Genomic DNA, 23,184 nt, shown 5'->3' on the forward strand with positions numbered 1-23,184 from the left:
GAGCAATGCACAAATATATTTTCTGTGCTTGCTCTTATTATATCCAATATTAAGGAGATAATACTATGCTAAAAGCTTCCATAATACAAGTAATTTCTATTGCTTTTTATATAATTATCTTAATAATAGGAATAAAAAGAAATTTTTCTTTTAAAAAACATTTTATTTTATTCATGTTTTATTTTTATATTGTAGCTACTATTTCTATTACTTTATTCCCAATACCAGTGGGAAAATTAGATATTCAACTATTAAAAGAATCTTCGTTTTTGAAAAACAATTATATACCATTTAAGGACATAATCGGAATAATAAAAACTCAAAATAAAACTACTATTCTAAAACAACTATTTGGTAATATTCTTTTAATGGTTCCATTAGGATGCTTTGTACCTGTGATATTTCAAAAGTACGACAATTTTAAGAGGGCTATTACTATAGGTATTCTGTCTTCGGTTACAATTGAGTTTTTACAGTTTTTAATATCATTTATTATTGGTATCACATACAGGATTACAGATATAGATGATGTTATATTAAACACTATTGGATTTACTTTAGGTTATTTTCTTTTTAAAAAATCAGTTTTTTATAAGTTTCTTGTTCAAAATCGTCTCACTTATACATCGAATAAAGAAATATAATAAAATAATCTTTATATAGCTATAATTACCTTGGCCATTGTCAATAATCCAAAAAGCCTTGGGTGGATTGCTCCGCAGATCCACCCAAGGCTTTTTGGATTTATCGTTTTAATATTCTTGAAATTAGTCTTTGTTTCTTCGGTTCGTCTTTTACTGGAGCTTGTAGTTCTAATGCTTTGTCTACACAATGTAATTGCTGTGCATTGTTAGCCATCTTGTGAGCTTCGGCAAGCCTAGCGTTAAGTTCTTTAATCTGCTCATTTTTTATCTCTAATTCTTTGCTTAACTGTTCGTTTTGTTTTTCAAGTATGTTTAAAACTTCTTTAAAAATTTTTACATCTTCTTTAAAATCACTTGAATTTTGTTTTGGAGTTATATACTGCAAAACCGTCTTATTAAGTCGTTTTTTGCCGTTCACAATTTTTAAATATGGCTTTAAATCAGTTTCAAGTCGGTTGTAAATTGCTTGAACAGACACCCCTAAAATCTCGGCTACTTCTTTGACGGTTAGAAGTTCTTTAGTATCCATCTTTTAGACCTCCTATAATCTCTTTGCTGTTCCATGCTGCACATCCAATAAATGAAAGTAGCAGCCACACTGAAAAGATATTGAGAGATAAAACGTGCCGTATTGGTTCATAAAACCATAGGCATACAAATAAAAGAGAAAGTGTAATGTCAGCAGATATAATCCCTTTAAAAACTCCATCTTTGTACTGCCGCTTAATTGCTTGTATTTTATAAGCTATTTCCTCAAATGCCAACCTCAAAAGGAAGAATAAAGCTAAAAGAAGGGCAATAGATACCAGGCTTATATCACATAACACCATACTACCGACAACTTCCAATGCTCGTTTATCAGTGTGGCAGCTCCTATGTAAATTCGCTTGGACCATAAAGCGACACCCTTGATATTATTAAAGCGGTCTGGAAACCATTTCAATACCTCTGTAAACACACTACGTTTGTTATAAGCCATTAAAAAGGCAAGGGTAATAGTAAAAAATATGCCGTTACCAATAAAAAGGCTTTTATATGCCATTTTAGAGCTTTTAGCCTGTTCTTCAATTTTTCGTGTCTTTTCTTGTTCCTTATACCGTTCATGTTCTTCCTTTCTAGCCTGCTGTAATACCCTTTCGGCTCGGTCTGCTTCTGCCTTTGCTTGTTTCCTTGCCATTTCAGCTTCTTTCAAAGCCTTATCGCTCAAACTCTTGGCTTCTGTAGCTTTTCTTAATAGCTCTTTGTTCTTGTGAGTAGAACATTTGTGTTCTGCCTAACGGCGAGTGTATGAAGCATGCCTCCGCTATTCTTGACAGAATTCTACATCATTGTCAAGTTGTAAGTATTAAAGGTGAAAGTTATCGTCTAAAGGAACGAAAGGAGATGATGACAGGAAGTACCACAATGGTAAATACATTATTTAAGACTAAGGAATAATTTTTTTGCCATAAAACAGCAAAATTTAAACGCTATAAAATTACAAAATCGAAACGTCATTGACAATGGTAAAATAATAGACGAGGCTGTCGCAAAACTAATTTTTATCTTTTTAACCTGTTTCTGTTTTGCGATAGCCTCATTTTGAATATTCAACAGATTTTCTATAAGGATTATCAATAACATATTTTACATAAAAGTACAATTAAATACACATAACGACAATATTTTGTAAAATATGAAGAAAAAATTGACATTAAATATATATTTAGTTATAATGATTCACATAATATTTACATAAAAGAGAATATGTGCGATTTTTTAGTAGGAGCAAAACAAATTTTAGAAGATTTTCTTAATTTGTTATTTTAAATTTAAACATGATATAAGTAAACAAAATGTTAAAAAATAGTATTAATAAATAGATAAATAAATAGATAAATAGAGACTGAAGACTGATTGATGAGAAGAGGGATATCTGTTGATTACTAATAAGTATAGTATAAGTTTATTATGGCCAGATAAGTGTGAAAACAGTTGTTTTGATAAAGAGAACACAAACGTTATAAACGATTTAGATATTGAGAGAATCGCTTCAGAGATGAGTATTGATAATTACCATAAGTTAAGTATTGATACATTGCTTTCAAATTTTACTTCAGATCCTTCAACTATACAATATCGTTTAGATATAATAGAAGATTTAGTAAACAATCCTGGTCTTGAGGACGGGATAAAAGGTTTAATACCAATGATAGATGAATTGACTAGCATCATCGCAAGAAATCAATTCGAAGATATGAATTTGCTTCAGACAGTTAAAAGAATTTCTGAACTAGGTGTATTTGTACAATGTATCGACGAGTTGAAAAATCTGTTGGTAAACTTCAAGAGTAGCATAACATCCAAGGGACTGAAAGAGCTTCTTAATTTAATTGATGAAATTACAAATGAGGAGTCTTTTATTTCTTTATGCGCTGAACTTCCGAAGCTGAGACTTGGAGTAAGTAACATTTCCAGTGTTACAATCGGTATTAACCTTGATTCAATGCTTTATCCAAAAGAAGCTGTCTTAGTATCATTAAATGACCAGCCATATAAGGAGCAAAGCTTTTTTGACCGTATTTCAGGTAAATTTACAGGCGAAGATAAGTTAACTGGGATTACCCCACTATATAAGATAAATAAAAATGCTAATTCAGATAGAGTAATGGCGGACACATTACTGGCAGGAGACAAGAAATATGATTATTTTTTAAAGGCTTTAAACAGCAATCTTGAAAGTCTTATAAAGTCAGTGGTTCGTCCTATGGTTCCGGTAGTAAACAAATATCTTAATACAAACACTGCATTTTTAACTAAGTTATTACCAGAGTTTTGTTACTTGCTGGGAGCAGTAAAACTGATAAGAAAACTAAAGGCTAGTGGATTAGCGGTTTGCAAACCAAAAGTTGCTGAAATCGAAAGACGTGTATGTACAGTTAAGAGTAGTTATAATGTTATTCTTGCTTTAAATATACATGATAGAAATCCTGAGGCAGATTTGGGAAACACCATAGTATCAAATGATATATCTTTTGATGATCAAGGAAGAATATTTGTGTTAACTGGACCGAATCAGGGAGGTAAGACTACTTATATTCAATCCATAGGATTGGTTCAGATTCTGTTTCAGTTAGGCGTTTTTGTTCCGGGAATACAGGCAGAAATAAGCCCGGTGGATAGTTTGTTTACGCATTTTCCAGTAGAAGAGACTTTTGATTCAAATATGGGACGTATGGCGGAAGAGTGCAATAGGCTCAATCAAATATTCTGCCAGGCTACTAGACATAGTATGATACTTTTGAATGAGTCTTTTTCCAGTACCAGTTCTACTGAAGCACTTTTTATAACCAGGGAAGTACTATTAGGGCTAAAAATGCTTGGTACACGTGCTATTATTACAACACATGTTCATGAACTTGCAACGGACCTTGATGTCATAAATTCATCAATACCTGGGGACAGCACTATAGTCAGTTTGGTTTCAAGAGTTGTAAAAGAAAGTTCAAGTAGCGATTCAGCTAAGAGAACTTACAAGATAACTCAAGGAGCACCTAGTGGATTAAGCTATGCAAGAGATATTGCACTAAGACATGGTATCAGTATTGATAAAATTATGGGCATATTACTGGAGCGCCGTCAAATTAATCATTTGGTTGAAATGAATGAAATAAATGAAGTTTATGATAAGATATATCACAAAGATTCTTTATAGAAAAGTACGCCCAAACAAGAGGCATAAATTAGGTTAGGCCTGGGCAGCAACTCCTTTTTAATTCGATGCTGCCCATAAATTCTTTTAGGTATAAGCATACAAGTATATCATCACTATTAATTTTTCCTAAACTAGTTATACATTAAACTCCTATGAACATCAGTACAGCATTAATAATTAAATAATAGATAAGCCAAAGATACTTTAACTAATTTGAAGAAAGTATATGAAGTCGGTAACTAAATTTGTAGATATAATTGCAGTTCATATGTATGGTTACGTAAATTTTTTCGTTGATTAGGGGGAAAAAATGACTAGATTTACTGATTTGGTTCAAGCTATACAAACAAGGAGCAATGATAGCAATAAAGGTGTCACATTCATATCAAGTGATGTTGAAGAGAATTTCGTAACGTATAAAGAACTTTATGAAAAAGCTGTAGGTATTTTAGGTTACCTTAATTCAAAGGGTTTGAAGCCCGGCGATGAGCTTATTCTTCAAATTGATGATAACAAAGATTATATTTTTATGTTCTGGGCATGTCTTCTTGGAAAAATAATACCCGTTCCCGTTACTGTAGGTAACAATGAAGAACATAGACTGAAGCTTTTCAGAATAATCGATATATTAAGTAACCCGTATATTGCGACAACTAAAAAAACATTCAAAGTTTTGGAAAACTTCACACAACAGAACGGGTTGAGTGAAAGTATGTTTTCAATTAAGAACAAAGCCCTATTCACTGATGAATTGCAAAGCATAGAGCCTGGAAATGTTCTCAGACCTCAAGAAAACGATATTGCTTTTATACAGTTTTCATCTGGTTCAACTGGTGACCCTAAGGGTGTTGTGCTTACACATAGTAATTTGATAGCAAATATCTACGCGGCTATCAGATGTTCTGGTACAGGGCCGGAAGATTCTATGTTAACGTGGATGCCACTTACTCACGATATGGGTATGATAGGTTCTCATCTGCTGCCTTTGGTTGCAGGAATTAATCAATATATTATGCCTACATCTCTATTCATCAGGCGTCCTTCACTTTGGTTGAAAAAGTCCCATGAGCATAAAGTTAATATACTTTCATCTCCTAATTTTGGATATAGATATTTGCTCTCATTTTATAAACCTGACAATTTTAAGGATTGGGACTTATCTCATATAAAAATCATATATAACGGTGCAGAACCTATATCAGCAGAATTATGCAGAGAATTTCTTGGGAAAATGAAAGAACACGGACTTCAGAAAACAGCTATTTTCCCAGTGTATGGTCTTGCAGAAGCATCGGTTGCTGCTACTTTTCCGATACCGGGTGAAGAATTCATTGAAGTAAATCTCGACCGCAGACATCTAAATATCGGTGACAAAATTATTGAAGCAGATAAAAGTGATATTAACTGTGTGACGTTAGTAAATGTTGGTTTCCCTGTGGATGATTGCAGTGTAAGGATTTGTGACGAGGCAGACAATGTGCTTGAAGAGTGCTGCGTAGGACAGATTCAAATCAAGGGAAAAAATGTTACTTCTGGATACTACAGGAATCAAGTGGCTACCGATAATGCATTAACAAAGGATGGGTGGCTGAAAACAGGCGACTTAGGCTTTTTAAATGGCGGACGCTTGGTGGTAACAGGAAGACAAAAGGACATAATTTTTATAAATGGACAGAATTATTATCCTCATGACATAGATAGAATAGCAGAAAAGGTAGAAGGGGTAGAATTCGGTGGAGTAGCTGCATGCGGCGTTTACAACGAGGAACAGCAAAAAGAAGATGTAGTTATTTTTACAGTGTTTAAGGGGAAGAATGAAGATTTTGTTGACATTTTATTAAATGTTAAGAAGTTGATAGGCAGACAGCTAGGTATAGAAGTGAGAGATGTTATACCGCTAAGAAAATTACCAAAGACTACAAGCGGAAAAATTCAAAGATATAAGCTTGCAAAAGAATATACAGACGGGTGCTTCGACGATGTCATAGGTCAGCTGAAACAGCTTGTAGATGAAGCTATTAAAGATATAAAGGTAGATGTGCCTGTAAATGAGATAGAAGAAAAACTGATTAAAATATGGTCTGGTGTATTAAATGTGGAAAACATAGGTGTAAATGACAACTTTTTTGAAATCGGGGGAAACTCTTCTTTGATGGTACAAATGCTGTCACAAATAGAAGCTGATTATCCAGATGCAATAAACGTTACAGATCCATTTGAAGTTCCTACAGTAAGAAAATTGGCTCAGCATATATATAAAACTATATCTAAGCAAGAGTCAACATCGTCTGTCAAAACGCTGGAACTTCCAGAGAGATTCTTTGTTAACGCATCAGAAAACTATCCGTGGAATACACAGCAGGAAATTAGCTTCACTTTAAACGAAGAGTCTTGTTACAAAATGAGAAATATATCTAAAATTGAAGGAGTTCAAACAGAGGATATATTACTATTGTTGTACGCTTTTGCTATATCTCAGGTTTCAGGGGTCAGACTGCTGGATATACAATCTTTGTTTAATAAAAATCAGGTTATAAATAATGTCAGAGTTGACTTTTCAAATTCATTTGAACTTTCTGATTTGCTCAAAGAAGTAAATCAGGCACGAAGAGAAAGTTCCGGCAGCGGTGTGAACTTTGAAGATATGGTACAAGCTTGTATAAACAAGACTCAGCATTCAATATTTCCTCTAATATATTCTAAGAGTAGCCTTAAGGCAAATGTTGATTTGATGGAAGTCTTTGATATGGTTGTCAGGATAGAAGATTACGAAGATTCTATCAACATCTTTTGCGAGTACAATGCTGCAAGGCTGAAAAAAGAAGGAATTGAGCAAATAGTAAACCAGTATATACATATAATTAATTCATTGATTAACAAGTATTAATTAAGGAGAATAAAATATGATTAAGACAGCAATTTTATTTCCGGGTCAAGGTTCACAATATGTTGGTATGGGCTCTGACTTGTACCAGAGGTCAAGCATCGCAAGACAGACATTTGAGGAAGCAAACGATGTACTTGGTTTTGATATTAAAAGGTTATGCTTCGAGGGGAACAAAGATGAACTGACAGAGACACAAAATGCACAGCCGGCTATTCTTACTGTCAGCATTGCCGCTTTTCGTACATATATGCAGGAAATTGGGCTAGAACCATCTTGTCTTGCTGGACATAGTCTAGGAGAGATATCAGCGTTGGTAGCTAGTGATGCCATCAGTTTTTCTGACGGTTTAAAACTTGTCAGAAAAAGAGGAGAATTAATGAAGGAAGCAGGAGTTAAAGCTCCCGGCACTATGGCTGCAGTAAGTGGTGTGTCCCAGGAGGCACTTATGGAAATGTGCAAGAAGGCATCGCAGGATGGAAAAATTGTTGTTTTATCTAATATTAATTCAAAAGATCAGATAGTTATTTCCGGACATAAAGAAAATGTAGAGAAAGCTTGTGACTTGTTGGTGGGTGAAGGTGGGACTGCTACTTTTTTAAAGGTTAGTGCTGCTTTTCACAGCCCTCTTATGAATCCGGCAGCTTCCGACTTTAGTGAAGAACTTGTGAAATATAACTACAACCAGATGAAGAGAACTGTTATTTCAAACGTAACAGCACTTCCATACGAATCAGAAAAAGAAATTGTAAATAAGCTCAAACTTCAGATTATAAGTCCCGTTATGTGGAAACAGTCCATGGAATATTTACGTGACAAAGGTGTAGAAGTTGCTGTGGAGATGCAGCCCAAAACTGTATTGAAAAACTTAATGAGAAAGAATGCTCCCGAGATAAAGACATATTCATTTGATAGAAACGCTGATGTGCAGTCACTTAAGGAATTTATTTCAGTTATGAATAAAGAAAAAAATAATAAAACAAGTAATAAAACTAATGTTGTTGACAGGTGTCTTGCAATCGCAGTCTGTACAAGGAATTATAACTGGAATGACGAGGAGTACACAGCTGGGGTAATTAATCCATATAGACAGATTAAATCAATGAGAGAGAAGATTGAGAGTGAGAATAGAGAGCCAACCTATGATGAAATGATAAGTGCTTTAAATATGCTAAAATCTGTTTTCAAGACAAAGAAAGTTCCTGAAATTGAGCAAAAGGAAAGGTTTGAACAGATTTTCAATGAAACGGGAACAGCAGAATTGTTTATTGATTTCAGTATTCTTTAGTCTATAGATTTCTAAATAGAAAATTTATAAAGGTGGTATTATGGGAGTTAATCTTTCAGAATTGAGTTCCTTTGATTTAGATAAGGTAAAGAACGAAAGCGAGCAAAAGAGACTAACATATGATGACTCGATAGGTACAGATATAGCAATTATTGGTATGTCGGTAAATCTTCCTGAAGCAAATGACTTAAGCGAATACTGGAACAACTTAAGAGACGGAAAAGATAGCATAGTTGAGTTTCCAGAAACTCGTAAGGGTGACATAGAGAAATATTTGCGTTCATTAGGTAGTGATACCGAGGACATAGAATTTTTTCAAGCTGCATTTCTCAATGAGATAGATAAATTTGACTACGGATTCTTTAAGCTTACTCCAAGTGAAGCTAGCCTCATGAGTCCGGTTCAAAGGCTTTTTCTTGAAACCACTTATAAGACTATAGAAGATGCTGGGTACGGCGGAAGTAAGATTATGGGAAGCAAGACAGGAGTATTTGTGGGTTGCATTGGTGATGCTGAAGAAGTTACTTATGCAGACATATTATCACAGAGTGATAGTGCCCAGAATCCCAGCGCTTTCACCGGAAATCTGACATCAATGATTCCCAGCAGGATTTCTTATTTCCTTGATTTAAAAGGGCCAAGCATGGTTGTAGATACAGCATGCTCATCTTCTCTTGTTGCGATACATCTGGCATGCCAGGCAATAAGAAACGGAGAATGCGATATGGCTTTAGCAGGAGGCATAAAGCTTTTCCTGGTTCCGGCCATAAATAAAATTAAGCTTAGAATTGATTCCTCCAACTATCGTTCAAAGGCTTTTGACGATAGTTCTGACGGTATTGGTGTAGGAGAAGGTTCGGCTGCTGTAATGCTGAAACCACTAAGTAAAGCATTAAGAGACAGAGACAACATATATGCGGTAATAAAGGGAAGTGCCATAAATCAGGATGGGAATTCAATAGGTATTACTGCTCCCAATGTAGCTGAACAAGCAAATGTTATAGCAAAGGCTTGGAAAAATGCAAGAATAAATCCTGAAACTATATCTTACATAGAGGCTCATGGAACAGGAACCAATCTAGGGGACCCTATTGAAATTGAAGGAATAAAAAGGGCGTTTTCACGTTTTACAAAGAAGAAACAATTTTGTGCTATTGGTTCAGTTAAAACCAACATAGGTCATTTGAATGAAGCCGCAGGTATTGCTGGGCTTATTAAGCTTGTTTTATGCTTAAAGTATGGTGAAATCCCACCGAGTATTCATTTTAACTTGCCTAACAGGAAAATTGATTTTGAACAATCACCTGTTTATGTAAACGACAGACTAGTAAAATGGGACACAAATGGAGATTTGAGAAGGGGTGCGATAAGCTCTTTTGGTTTCAGCGGAACCAACTGTCATATGGTTCTGGAAGAAGCTCCTGCAATCAGACATGCTGGTGAAGTAAAAAGTGCAGGATTGTTTGTAGTGCCCATTTCTGCGAAATCTGAAGAGGCTTTGGACAAGCTCCTTGCTGCTTACAACAGCTTTTTATACAAAAATCCTAACATAGAAATTAGAGATTTATGCTATACGGCCAGTTTAGGAAGAGAACACCATAATCACCGTGTGGCTGTAATTGCACAGGATTTGCTATCCTTGAAAGAATCAATAAGTAAGCTTTGCAGTAACGGTGTTAGTAAATCAAACTATGAAAATGTTTTCTTCAATAACTTCAAAGTTATACGTGGTACGAAAAGTACTGAATCAGATGTTGGTCTTACTGAGGACAAACTGGAAGGTATGAATAGACTGGCACATTTTAAACTTGAGGAATTTGTCAGAACTAATAAATCCGATAAGGCATTATTAAGTGAAATTTGTAGTCTATACTCTAACGGAGCAGATATTGATTGGAGCTTTTTGTATGAAAAAGAACGTCCTCAAACAATAAGTCTGCCTACATATGTTTTTGACAAGGAGCGCTGCTGGTGCGAGATACAGGAGGTTGCTGCTCAGAACTGTAAATATGATAGTCAAAAAAGCTTCTATAACATTGTATGGAAGCAAAAGCCTCTGTTGAAAGATGAAAAGGGTGATACCCCACAAACTATAGTAATTCTGAGAAGTTCTGAAAAGAGCTATTCAAATTTTGAAGATAAGCTTAAAAACAGTTCTGCCAGAATAGTTTCGGTAACATTAGGGGACGGTTTCAAACAGATAAATAACAACAAATACATTACAGATACATTTGAAAATAGTTTTAACCTTCTTTTTGACAAAATAAAAGAGTCAAAATCCGTACAAATAGTGTATTTATTGGCTGCTGAAATAAATGAGAGTGCGAAAACCACAGATGAATTGCAGAGAAATCTGGAGCATGGATTATATAGCCTTTTCAATATTGCAAAAGCAGTTAAAGGTTATGATTTTGATAGCACTAGTATTCTTATAGTAGCTGGGAATATAAGCAAAATTGCTGAGAATGACAATATAATTATTCCGGAAAATGCAACTATTTCAGGCTTGGCTAAGGTCATAAATCGTGAGTTTACCAATATCTCTTGCAGGCTAATAGATATTGATGATGAGTTTAGTGAGGATGATTTGGTTGGCGAACTTCATTTAAGGAGTGGTGAACAGCAGGTTGCCTATAGAAATGGTAACAGGTATGTCGAAAGCTTCACGGAGTTTGATATTGACAAATCCGGCAACTCAGAAGTAAAAGTACGGGAGAATGGCGTTTATATAATAACCGGAGGAATTAGTGGAATAGGTTATGAAGTTGGCAAATACCTGGCGAATGAAGCCAAGGTTAATATTATATTGGTTAATCGCTCGAAAATGCCCCAACGTGACACATGGGATACTATTTCGGCTAACAACGAAAACAAGAAGCTTTTGGAGAAGATATCAGCTATTAAGAGTCTTGAAAAAACAGGCTCAACTGTTGAATACTACAGTGCGGATGTTTCAGATGAGATTCATGTACGAAATCTCATAAATAGCATAAAAGAAAAGTATGGTAATATCCATGGGATTATTCATAGTGCCGGTGTTGCTGATGACAGACTCATTATCGAAAAAAATAAAGAGGATTTTGACGCTATTATCCGAGCCAAAGTTTATGGTACTTGGTTATTAAATCATTTTTCAAATGCAGAAAACCTTGATTTTTTCATATTGTTTTCATCAGTATCATCCATATTGGCTGCTCCCGGACAAGGTGATTATTCTGCTGCAAATGCATATCTGGATTCCTTTAGTGATTATAGAAGGGGCAATGGAAAAAAAGCCACAACCATTAACTGGGTTGCATGGAAAGAAATAGGAATGGCTGTAGAAAAGGGATTTACTGCGGATACCACTTTTAAAGCAATAACTACAAAAAAAGCCATGGATTGCTTTGATAAGGTGTTTCATAGAGATATCTCAAGAGTGTTGATTGGTGAGCTGAATTTTGAGAGTAATATGGCAGCTTTATTGGAGAAAGCGCCTTTTGAACTTTCTGATGATATAAAACATAAATTAAAGGAATCTGCAAAACAGCGCGCTTTATTAAAGGAACAGAATGTCTCAAATAATAGGCCCAATGTGAGACTGAAGGGGAAAGAAACAAACCAATACAGCAAGATTGAGCAGCAAATTGCTGAGGTGTGTATGGCTGTCCTTGGATTTAAAGAAATTGACATATATGATAATTTCTTTGACTTAGGTGCAGATTCCATTGCGCTTTCACAGATGTTTAAAGAGTTGGATAAATATTTTCCGAATATGCTAAGTGTGACAAAGGTGTTTGCGTATCCTAGTATTTCAGCTTTAGCAAAATATCTGAGTGAGCAACTGGACGAATCAGATTCCCAAGGTTCTCATGATAATCTCATGCTTGAGGAAGAATCGGAACCTGATAAAAACGACAGTATTGCTATAATCGGGATAGGTTCATACTTGCCAACAGGCCATAATTTGGATGAATTCTGGAATAGCATACGAAATGGTAAAGACCTTATTAGAAATATACCGGAAAATAGAAAAAAGGATATTGAAAAATATCTTTCATTTAAAGGGGAGGATATCGGAAATCTTAAATTCTTAGAAGCAGCATATTTGGAAGAAATTGACGGATTTGACTACAAATTCTTTAAATTATCTCCAAAGGAAGCGTCATTGATGGATCCCAACCAGAGAAAATTCCTAGAGACAGCCTGGACTGCTATCGAGGATGGAGGCTATGGAGGAAATAAATTAAAGGGGACAAAAACAGGTGTTTTCGTAGGGTTTTCTAATAACCCGCTTAATAACTATGTGGATATAATTTCAGATGTAGAGCCGGGGGAACTTCCTATTTCCTTGTCTGGGAACCTGACATCCATAATCCCCAGCAGAATTTCATATCTCCTTGACCTTAAGGGACCCAGTATGCTTATAGATACTGCATGTTCTTCGTCCTTGACTGCTGTACATACGGCATGCAGAAGTTTAAAGAGCGGAGAGTGTGATATAGCAATTGCGGGCGGAGTAAAAATAAATATAATGCCCTTGGACAATGAAATAAAAATCGGCATTGAATCATCAACAGGCCGAACAAGAGCCTTTGATGATGATTCTGACGGGACAGGTATAGGAGAAGGAGTAATAAGCTTTCTTTTAAAACCTTTAAAGAGGGCAATTGAGGATAAAGACAACATATATGCCATAATCAAGGGAAGCGCTGTGAATCAGGACGGGACTTCTGTGGGTATCACAGCACCAAATGTTAAGGCACAAACAGAGGTAATCCTTGAAGCATGGAGAGATTCGAAGATTGATCCGGCTACATTGTCATATATCGAAGCCCACGGAACAGGTACAGAATTAGGTGATCCTCTTGAAATAGAAGGATTGAATGAAGCATTCAGGAAGCATACCAAAAAAAGAAATTTCTGTGCCATAAGTACTGTAAAATCAAATATAGGACACCTTTATGAGGCTTCTGGTATGGCAGGATTATTAAAGGCAGTTTTGTCCTTAAAACATAAAGAACTGGCTCCGTCCATCCATTTTGTGAAACCAAACGATAAGATAGATTTTATTGATACTGCAGTTTATGTAAATGACAGGTTGACAAAATGGGATGTAAATAACACAGCCAGAAGGTGTGGAATAAGCTCTTTCGGATTTAGTGGAACCAACTGCCATGTAGTTCTTGAAGAAGCTCCTGAAATTAAATATGAATCAGTAGCCCATGACAGCAGTGCGGAAATAATCGGACTCACTGCAAAGAGCGAAGCTGCACTATATGAATTGGTGAGAAGATATAAAACATTTCTCCAGAATTCAGAAGGAATATGTTTAAAAGATATATGCAGCACTGCAAACACGGGAAGAACCCATCATAATTTCAGACTGGCTGTAGTTGCTAAAGATAAAAAAGAACTTCTGTATAAGCTTGATTTTATTCTGGAAAACAAGTTTAGTGGATTAGACAGGGCTATAGGATTCTATGGTAAACATTTTGTCATCATGATCGACAAAGAAATCCTTCAGCAAGGCGAGTTAAGACAGAAGGAGAAACTTGAGCTTACTACTCAGGTGGGATTACTCACTGAGGAATTGGCAGAGCAGGATATATTTGATAACAGCTTATTGGAGCGTTTATGTGAGTTATATGTAAAGGGAGCTGACGTTGACTGGGATATTCTTTATAGGGGAAATAGAGCAGGAAAGAAAGTAAGTTTGCCTTCCTACCCCTTTGAAAAACACAGGTGTTGGATAAATATAGACTCAGCTGAAAAACGCAACTTTAGTGATAACATCAAAGTTATACACCCATTATTGGAAAAGCAAATGGTTGAATCCATAGACCAGATTATTTTTTCTACTGAGTTTAGCCCTAAAAAACATTTTGTACTATCAGATCACATAATTATGGGAAGCTATGTAATACCCGGGACTACATACATAGAAATGATATATCAAGCGGGCCGAAGGTTATCTGATGATGGTCAGATACAGATAAATGATATAACTTTCTATACTCCTGTGGTACTAAGGGAATCTGATACAAGAGAAGTTCAGACAATTGTTAAATTTAAAGATAGAAGCTTTGAATTTACTATTGTAAGCCATATTGCTGACAGCAACGACGGCACACTTAAAAAGTGGATAAAACATGCAGAGGGTAATTTTAGCTTTCATGAGGACACAGCATTTACAAGCCATGACATTAATCAGATTAAAGAAAGATGTTCTTGTGACATACTTGAGATTAAGCAAAATGAACTTTCAAAAGGCTTTATTGAGTTCGGACCAAGATGGCTGAATATACATAAGCTGTGGGTTGGCAGTGAAACGGCACTTGCCCAATTATCTCTGCCGGATGAATTTGTACATGACATGGAGACTTATTACATACATCCATGTATGCTGGACATGGCTGCTGCAGCATATTGTTTTACTTATGAGAAAAGGTATCTTCCGTTATCTTACAAGAGACTAAAGGTATACGGAAAAATGCCTCATAAGTTTTACAGCTATATTAAAAGTATAAATATAGGAGCAAATGAAGAAGTCGTAAGTTTTGATATAGATTTAGTCGACGAGAACGGCAAAGTATTTATCGAGATAACTGAGTTTTCTCTAAAAAAGGTTCATGAGTTTAAAACGCTGGTCAGAGATAATATCTTTACATATTCAAAATGGATACCAGCAGATATTTCTTCAAGTGAGGTTGTATTAAATCAAGGGCTTACAGTTGTACTTAGACACATGGACGGTGCTGGCAAAAAAATAGCTGAAGAAATCAAAGCTGCTGGAGAAGACATAATAGAAGTAGTACAAGGGTCGGCGTATGAGAAATTTAATGATGGTATGTACAGAATAAGTGAATCAAAGGAAAGCTATGATGAACTTATAAAAGATTTGAAGGACAAAAAGGTATCTCGGATAATACATATGCTGACTGTTGATGACAATAACAGCTCATCATCAGATGAGAATACGGGTAGCAACTTGAGTAAAGGATTATACAGCCTGTTTTACCTTACAAAAAGTATGGTGAAATACGGATTAAAAGATGATTTGGATTTGATAGTGATATCCAAAAATGCAAACGAGATTACAGGTGAAGAAATAAGTATAAATCCTGAGAATGCAGCGTTATTCGGATTGTCAAAGGTAATATCCAAAGAGCATCAAGGGATAAGATGCAAATTTGTTGATGTTGACAATAAATCTGGGAACTACGTAATTATGAAAGAGGCTGTATTTAATAAAAATCCTGACAATATGGCTATAAGAAATAATATCAAGTATATAAACAGAATTGAAAGAATGAATATAGAAGAGGTACCTGATGAGGTTACGGATATAAGAGAACAAGGGGTATATCTAATAACTGGAGGCTCAGGAGGGCTAGGACTTGAATTTGCAAAGCACATAGCTGCAAAAGGAAAGTCGGTAAAAATTGCTCTTGTGGGACGTTCTGAAATTCCACTCCGTGAAGAATGGGATAGTATTCTTGAAAGCGGGTGTGACAGAAAGATAGAAAGACTGATTAGAACAATCCTTGATATTGAATCCCCAGGCTCAAAGGTTATTTATTGCAGTGCTGATATTTCAATTTATGAGCAAGCGGAAAAAGCACTAAATGAAATAAGAAAGAATTTTGGCTCTATAAATGGGATTATTCATGCAGCCGGAGTAGCCGGAAGCGGTTTTATCTTTATGAAAGAAGAAGGTGAACTTCGGAAGGTAATAGCTCCTAAAATCCAAGGTACGGTTATTCTGGACACATTGACAAGGGAGGATAAGCCTGACTTCATGATTCTGTTTTCGTCAATTGCATCCTTTTTGGCATATCCGGGTCAAGGTGATTACACTGCAGCAAGTTTATTCTTAAACTCCTATGCGGCATATAGAAACAGGCTTGGCAAAAAGACAATATCAATAAACTGGCCGGCATGGAAGGAAACAGGAATGGCAGTAGACCATGGTGTGAATACCGATACAGCATTTAAGGCCATATCAACAGCTGAGGCCCTAGGCGCTTTTGATGAAATTATAAATAAGAAACTATCTGAAATCATTGTTGGAGAATTGGATTCAGAGTATTTTACCAAGAACGGTGAAAGCAGTATTTTGGCAAATAATCTGATGGCAGCATTTACGAAGAAAAAGAAACATAATGAGCAGAAAGAAATTAATAAGAGTAAATCCCTCAGTGTTCAGATTAAGGACAAAAATATTGAAGAGCTGGATGACATCGAAATTCTTTTGTCAGGAATATGGGCAAAGGTTTTAGGTATGACAGAAATTGATATTTATGAGAATTTCTATGAAATGGGTGGAGACTCAATCCTTGCAACACAAATGTTTAAAGAAATAGACAAGGAATTTCCGGGAGTTATAGATATTGCTGACATATTCTCATATTCGTCAGTAAGTCAACTAGCAACATATATTAAGGACAAAACAGACAACAAGGGTATTGATAATGCTGGCGCTAAAGAAAATACGGATTTCGGAGTAGTCGAAGAAAGCAATATAGAAGATATTTTGGACAAGTTGGTAAAAGGCGAAATTTCCATGAGTGAAGCTGATGAAGTTATCAAAACCGGAGGTAAAGCATAGTGGAAAAAATTAAGAAATATATATATGAGCAGGTAATATCTCAGAAGATATCAAAAAATGAAGCTGCATTGATGTTAAAGGAGCTATATGAAAACCAAGAGGATAACAATAAGGATATAGCTGTTATAGGTATGGACTGCAGACTTCCAAAAGCAAATAATATAAATGAATTCTGGGATAACTTGCTAAGCGGCATAGATTGTATCGGAGATTTTCCCGAAAACCGAAGAAAAGACATTGAAAGTTTTGTTAGAAACAAAGGTAAATTTACAAATGAGGATTTTATTAAACAAGGATATATAGATGATATATCAGGGTTTGACCCTGCCTTTTTCAATATATCACCTGCAGAGGCAAATACGATGGACCCGGTTCAGAGACTGTTTTTGATGGTGGTGTGGGGTGCATTAGAAGATGCAGGGATAAATTTTTCAAAAATAAGCGGCTCTAAAACTGGTGTCTTTGTAGGAAAGGCTCATTTGAATGAACCTCTTTATAAGGATTTTATAGATGACTTTGATATGATAGCATTTAACGGCTCAGCTACTGGGATTTTATCCAGTCGAATATCATACATGCTGAATCTGAATGGCCCAAGTCTTGTAATTGATACAGCGTGTTCATCTAGTCTGGTGGCATTGCATACTGCTTGCCAGTCTTTGATAAATAATGACTGCGAAGTAGCTATAGTCGGTGGGGTAAGGGTAATGCTTCTGCCTGTTAAGGATAACAAGCTTGAAGCTCTTGAGTCTCCTGATTACAAATTAAGACCCTTTGACAACGAAGCAAATGGAACCGTTTGGGGTGAAGGTGTAAGTGCTGTTGTCTTAAAACCATTGTCAAAAGCCATTAAGGATAGAGACAATATATATGCAGTAATAAAAGGCAGCGCATGTAACAATGATGGTGCATCAAACGGGATTTCTGCACCTAATGCCTATGCCCAAGAAAAACTGATTGTGGATTTGTGGGAGAAGAAAAAAATCAATCCCGAAAGCATATCCTATATAGAAGCTCATGGTACAGGAACAGCTTTGGGTGATCCAATCGAGATAAAAGGGATTACAAATGCATTCAGAAGATTCACCAACAAGAAGCAGATATGTGCTATCGGAACTGCCAAGGGAAATATAGGACATTTGGTAGCTTCGTCGGGATTGGCAGGATTAATTAAGGTATTGATGGCTATGAAGCATAAAAAAATACCACCTACAATCAATTTTAATGAACCGAATGCCTATATAAATTTCATAGAGTCTCCTGTTTACTTTAATGACAGGACAATTGAGTGGAAAGATGACGAAAAGCCATTAAGAGCAAGTGTAAGCTCATTTGGAATCAGCGGTACAAACAGTTATGTAATTGTTGAAGAACCTCCCAAACTTAAGGAAAAGAGCAATATAGCGACTGGTAAGGATTTTGTATTCACTTTATCCGCTAAAAGCAGTACATCATTAAAAAAACTAATATGTAAATATGTTGACTTTCTTGAAGATGAGACAGGCTATGATTTAGAGGATGTTTGTTTTACTGTAAATACAGGTAGAGTTCATCACAATCACAGGATTGCAATAGTAGGAAATAGCATAGCTGAACTAAAAGGCAAGCTTGCTATTTTAAATAAAGGTGAACTGAGAAGCATACCAAAGGAAAACATATACTATGGTGATTTCAGGCTGGTTTCAGATGTAAAAAGGGAAAGAGCAGATGGACTTATTACAAAGTCAGACAAAAAGAAACTTGATGAGCTGTCCAAAAGCAAAGCTTTGGAATATGTTGAGTGTGGGAAGAATGAAAGCAGCCTTTTAAAGGATTTATGTGATTTGTATGTTAATGGTGCAGATATTCCATGGGACACCTTGTTTTTAGAGTCTGAAGCAAGAAAGGTAAGTTTGCCCAAATATCAATTTGATCTTAAAAGGTGCTGGCCGGAAAGCAGGGGCAAATCACCAATAGAAGCAAGGTTTATAAAGAATACTTCCGACACAGAGATGTTTCATGGGGATAACCATGAGATACACCCTTTGCTTGGAAAACTTTATCTTAGAACTTTGAACCAAGACATATACATAAATGAACTTAATCCTTCTTTGCAATGGGTAATTGGAGAACATAAAGTTGCTGGGAATTTTGCAATGCCCGGTGTTTCATTTATTGAGATGGCGTTGTGTCTTGGAAAAAAATACTTTGACACTGAGTATATCCGATTAGCCGATATGGCGGTTATATTTCCTCTTATGCTTAGGGAAGGAGAGACTAAGAGGATTCAAACAATAGTAAAGAAGCTGAAGGGTTATCTGGAGTTTGCTGTTGTTGGAGAAACAGAAGATAAGAATAACAATAACGGCTTCATTGAGTATGTTCAAGGAAAGATATATCCTTTGGATGAAAAGGCCGAGAAGAAACTGGATATCGCTTTACTGTCAGAGGAAATGGACAAATTGGGCAAAATCAATCCCAATAACTTTACACAGGGATTTATCCAGTTTGGAAGCAGATGGACTGATTGTGTTTCGCTGAGCACAGGCAAAACATCTGCAGTTGTGGAGTTGACTTTACCTGAGAACTTTGCTGAAGACTTAGAGAAATATTACCTCCATCCTGCATTACTTGATATGGCTTTAAATGCTTTGGCTTTGACTGTAAAGGAAAGGTATCTTCCATTTGCGTATAAGAATATTAATATTTATGGGCCTACACCATCCAAATTCTACAGCTATATTCATAACTTAAAGGATAGTGACCAGCGGCAGGAAATGAAGTCCTACAATATTGACTTTATAGATAGCGAAGGTAAGGTTTTTGCTGAAATTGAAGAGTATACCATCAAAAAGGCTAATAATATTTCAAATATGGAAGCAGATAACCCTATGTTTTACACTACAAAGTGGGTACAAAAAGACCTTGCTTTGAATGAAACTCCCGTAACACATGGGAAAGCTATTGTATTTAAGGACAACCTTGGACTTGGTGACGATTTGGTACAAGAGCTGAAAAACTGCGGGTGGCAGGTTATTGAGTTGAGACTCGGCACTCAATATACAAAAACTGATAATAGCAGATATGAGATTTCTGTAGATGAAAGGGATTATATAACCTTTATAAACGAAGTAAATTTTGATGGACTTACACATATATTTCATTTATGTACGGCAAATGATATGCAGGAGGTTGAAGATACAGATGCTCTTTCAAATAGCCTGGAAAAGAGTGTTTACAGCTTGTTTTCACTCACAAAGCATTTAATTGGCAAAGCACAAAATAAGAAAGTGGATATGTATATAGTATCCAGAAATGTAAACTCGGTGACGGGAAATGAAGAGTTCCTGCAACCGCAGTATGCATGTGTATTCGGCTTAGCTAAGGTTATTAATAATGAGTATCCGGATTTCAGATGTAGAAGCATTGATAGTGACGGTAGTATATCGGCTAAGGACATTATATCAATAATAGGCTGTTCCGATATTGAAGCTCAAGTCGCATTCAGAAATAAGATGTTCTACACAGAAGAGATTCAGCCAATGAGAACTGAGGCTATACCAGAGGAAATAGTGGAAATCAGTTCCGATGGTGTATATGTAATTACCGGAGGTACCGGTGGAATAGGTCTGGAAATATGCAGATATCTTGCTGCCTGTTCTAAGGTGAACCTTGCACTGGTAAACAGGTCTTCTTTGCCTAAACGTGAAATGTGGGATGAAATACTCCAAAAGAATGAGGATTCACGTCTATGCAATATATTAGAGAAGCTTAGAGCCATTGAACAACAGGGTTCTCAAATTGTTTGCTACAGTGCTGATGTAAGTGAATATGAGCAAATGGAAGCTGTAATGGAGGATTTAAGAAGAAAGTTCGGACGAATCAGAGGAATAGTACATAGTGCTGGTATTGCGGGTCAGGGTCTTTTGATGAACAAAGACTTATGTACATTCCAAAACGTAATTAAGCCAAAGGTATATGGCGCATGGATTCTGGATAAATTGACTGAAAATGAACAGCTTGATATGTTCGTTCTGTTTTCTTCTATTGCGTCATTTGTTGCATACCCGGGACAAGGAGACTATACGGCAGCTAACTCATTTTTAGATGCATTTTCTGCCTACTGCAGCAAAAAAGGAAGAAAAATGCTTTCTATTAACTGGCCTGCGTGGAGTGAAACAGGTATGGCAGTAAATCACGGTGTAAATATTGATATGATATTTAAACCAATATCTACCGAGGATGCCATAAATGCATTTGGAAGTATAATTCATAAATCTGTCCATAGAGCGATAATAGGTGAACTGGATTATGAAAGCTCAATGATTGAAAAGCTTCAAATTGGTTTATCAAAAAGTATAAGAGGTATAATTAATAAACACAAAAACAGTTTAATTTCAAACACAAAAAATATTGACACTTTAGCTGATGTTGTTCTTAAAGGCCGTAAAGATAGCGATTATACTCAGGCAGAAATCAAGGCTGCAAAGATATGGGGAAATATATTTGGACTGCAGGAAGTCAATATATTTGACAACTTCTACGATTTGGGCGGAGACTCCGTCTTTGCAATGAAATTAGTAAATAGTTTAAATAAGCATTTAAATGTAAACTTAAGCATTGTAGACGTGCTTAATTATCAAAGTGTGAATGAGTTGGGGGCTTACCTTGATGAAAAAGGGCTTAATAATGAAAGTACAATTGAATTAAATGATGTAGCTGTTTTGAAGCGTGCTGAACATAAAGAGTTTTATCCTGTAACATCGCAGCAAAAAGCTATTTATCTTTTATATCAGAGGTTTCCTGAGAACATCAGCTATAACACACCTATAATAATTAACATTGAAGGAAACCCGGATATAGCTCAATTTGAGCAAATATTCAGGCAGTTGATTAAGAGACATGAATCATTAAGGACATCCTTCCATATGCATAAGGGAGTACCCGTATTTAAAATCCATGATGACGTAACATTTGACATTAAATATTCTGAGGCTGTGGGTACGCCTGTTGAGAAGATAATAAATTCCTTTATACGGCCGTATTGTCTGGAAGAACCTACTTTACCGAGAGTAGAGATTGTTAAGACTGGGCTTTTAAACTACACTCTTATGTTAGATGTTCACCATATAATCGCAGATAGAACTTCGGTAGGGATTATGCTCAATGACTTTTTCAATTTGCTTAAAAATAATCCATTAACTGAGATTGCTGCCCAATATAAAGACTATGCCGAATGGCAATACAGCTATTACAACTCGGAAGCAATAAAAAAGACTGAAGAGTATTGGCTTGATGTTTTTAAAGGAGAAATTCCACTGTTAGATATTCCTACAGATTACAAAAGACCTCCGATACTATCTTATGAAGGTGAAAGTGTCAAATTTTCATTGGATGAGAAGTTGTGTGATGAACTTAACAGTATAGCAGCAACTGCTAATACAACCATTAATATGGTCTTGACTTCCGCATTCTATATTCTGCTTAATAAGCTAACATCTCAGGAGGACCTAGTTATAGGCTGTAATGTAATGGGGAGAACCCATGAGGATATTCAGAACACCATGGGGATGTATGTAAATACTATTCCTGTAAGAAGTTATATTAGCGGCGATTTGTCATATAAAACATATTTGGATAACGTTAAGAACAGTTGTCTGTTAGCATATGACAATCAAAATTACCCGATTGAACGTCTTCTAGAGAAGCTTGACTTTAAGAGAATACAAAACAGAAATCCTCTATTTGACGTTTGTTTCAATATGATGAATATTCCTGACAGTATTGGTTCTGATAAGGAAATTTCATTGCAGGGACTTGTTATAAGGCCTGTAGATTTTGAAAATAAGACTGCAAAGTTTGATATTACTCTTAGTGCATCTTTATCAGGCAATAAGGTTGAAATGTTCATGGAGTACAGGACATGCTTGTTTAAAAGAAATACTATAGAAAGTTTTATAAAGCATTACATTGAGATACTGGAAGTAATTAAAGACGATATTAACATCCGTTTAAACGATATTTTATTGAAAAATGATATAGCCGTAATAAAGTACGAAGCAGAAGATGATGGAGATTTTATACTTGATTGATGAATAGGACATG

At 35.7% G+C, this 23,184-nt stretch carries 9 protein-coding genes and 1 pseudogene; 7 read left to right on the forward strand and 3 right to left on the reverse strand.

Translation table 11 applies throughout. From position 1 onward, the window contains the following. Positions 1-65 precede the first annotated feature (65 nt). Positions 66-644, forward strand: a complete 579-nt coding sequence (locus K412_RS0112695; protein WP_024833464.1) for a VanZ family protein — start codon at positions 66-68, stop codon at positions 642-644. A gap of 100 nt (positions 645-744) precedes the next feature. Here the strand turns inward: K412_RS0112695 and K412_RS0112700 are convergent, their stop codons facing one another. The 3 genes from K412_RS0112700 to K412_RS0112710 are packed head-to-tail and all read right to left on the reverse strand — an operon-like array spanning position 745 to position 1,851. Beyond that, positions 745-1,173, reverse strand: coding sequence for a helix-turn-helix transcriptional regulator (locus K412_RS0112700; protein ID WP_024833465.1), 429 nt, complete (start codon positions 1,171-1,173; stop codon positions 745-747). Beyond that, positions 1,163-1,474: a hypothetical protein gene (locus K412_RS0112705; protein ID WP_024833466.1), complete on the reverse strand. Its 312-nt coding sequence runs from the start codon at positions 1,472-1,474 to the stop codon at positions 1,163-1,165. The genes K412_RS0112700 and K412_RS0112705 overlap by 11 nt, the downstream gene beginning before the upstream one ends. Continuing rightward, positions 1,456-1,851, reverse strand: coding sequence for a hypothetical protein (locus K412_RS0112710; RefSeq protein WP_024833467.1), 396 nt, complete (start codon positions 1,849-1,851; stop codon positions 1,456-1,458). Before K412_RS0112710 ends, K412_RS0112705 begins: the two co-directional genes overlap by 19 nt. Before the next feature lie 92 nt (positions 1,852-1,943). Between K412_RS0112710 and K412_RS21870 the strand changes: the two are divergent. The 6 genes and pseudogenes from K412_RS21870 to K412_RS0112735 all read left to right on the forward strand — a co-directional run. Continuing rightward, positions 1,944-2,081: pseudogene (locus tag K412_RS21870) on the forward strand (ATP-binding protein); the annotation flags it as partial. Between the two features lie 481 nt (positions 2,082-2,562). Beyond that, positions 2,563-4,338, forward strand: coding sequence for a MutS-related protein (locus K412_RS0112715; RefSeq protein ID WP_024833468.1), 1,776 nt, complete (start codon positions 2,563-2,565; stop codon positions 4,336-4,338). Between the two features lie 310 nt (positions 4,339-4,648). After that, the gene (locus K412_RS0112720) at positions 4,649-7,225 is read left to right on the forward strand and encodes a non-ribosomal peptide synthetase (RefSeq protein ID WP_024833469.1); all 2,577 of its coding nucleotides are present in this window, start codon (positions 4,649-4,651) and stop codon (positions 7,223-7,225) included. 16 nt (positions 7,226-7,241) lie between these two features. Continuing rightward, positions 7,242-8,510: an ACP S-malonyltransferase gene (gene fabD / locus K412_RS0112725; RefSeq protein WP_024833470.1), complete on the forward strand. Its 1,269-nt coding sequence runs from the start codon at positions 7,242-7,244 to the stop codon at positions 8,508-8,510. Positions 8,511-8,550: 40 nt separating this feature from the next. Continuing rightward, positions 8,551-17,100, forward strand: a complete 8,550-nt coding sequence (locus K412_RS21385) for an SDR family NAD(P)-dependent oxidoreductase (protein WP_024833471.1) — start codon at positions 8,551-8,553, stop codon at positions 17,098-17,100. Next, a complete protein-coding gene (locus tag K412_RS0112735) occupies positions 17,100-23,171 on the forward strand; it encodes an SDR family NAD(P)-dependent oxidoreductase (protein ID WP_024833472.1) in 6,072 nt (2,023 codons plus the stop codon). Before K412_RS21385 ends, K412_RS0112735 begins: the two co-directional genes overlap by 1 nt. Positions 23,172-23,184 lie beyond the last annotated feature (13 nt).

Source organism: Ruminiclostridium josui JCM 17888, from assembly GCF_000526495.1.
In the GTDB taxonomy this organism is placed as follows: Bacteria; Bacillota; Clostridia; order Acetivibrionales; family DSM-1351; genus Ruminiclostridium; species Ruminiclostridium josui.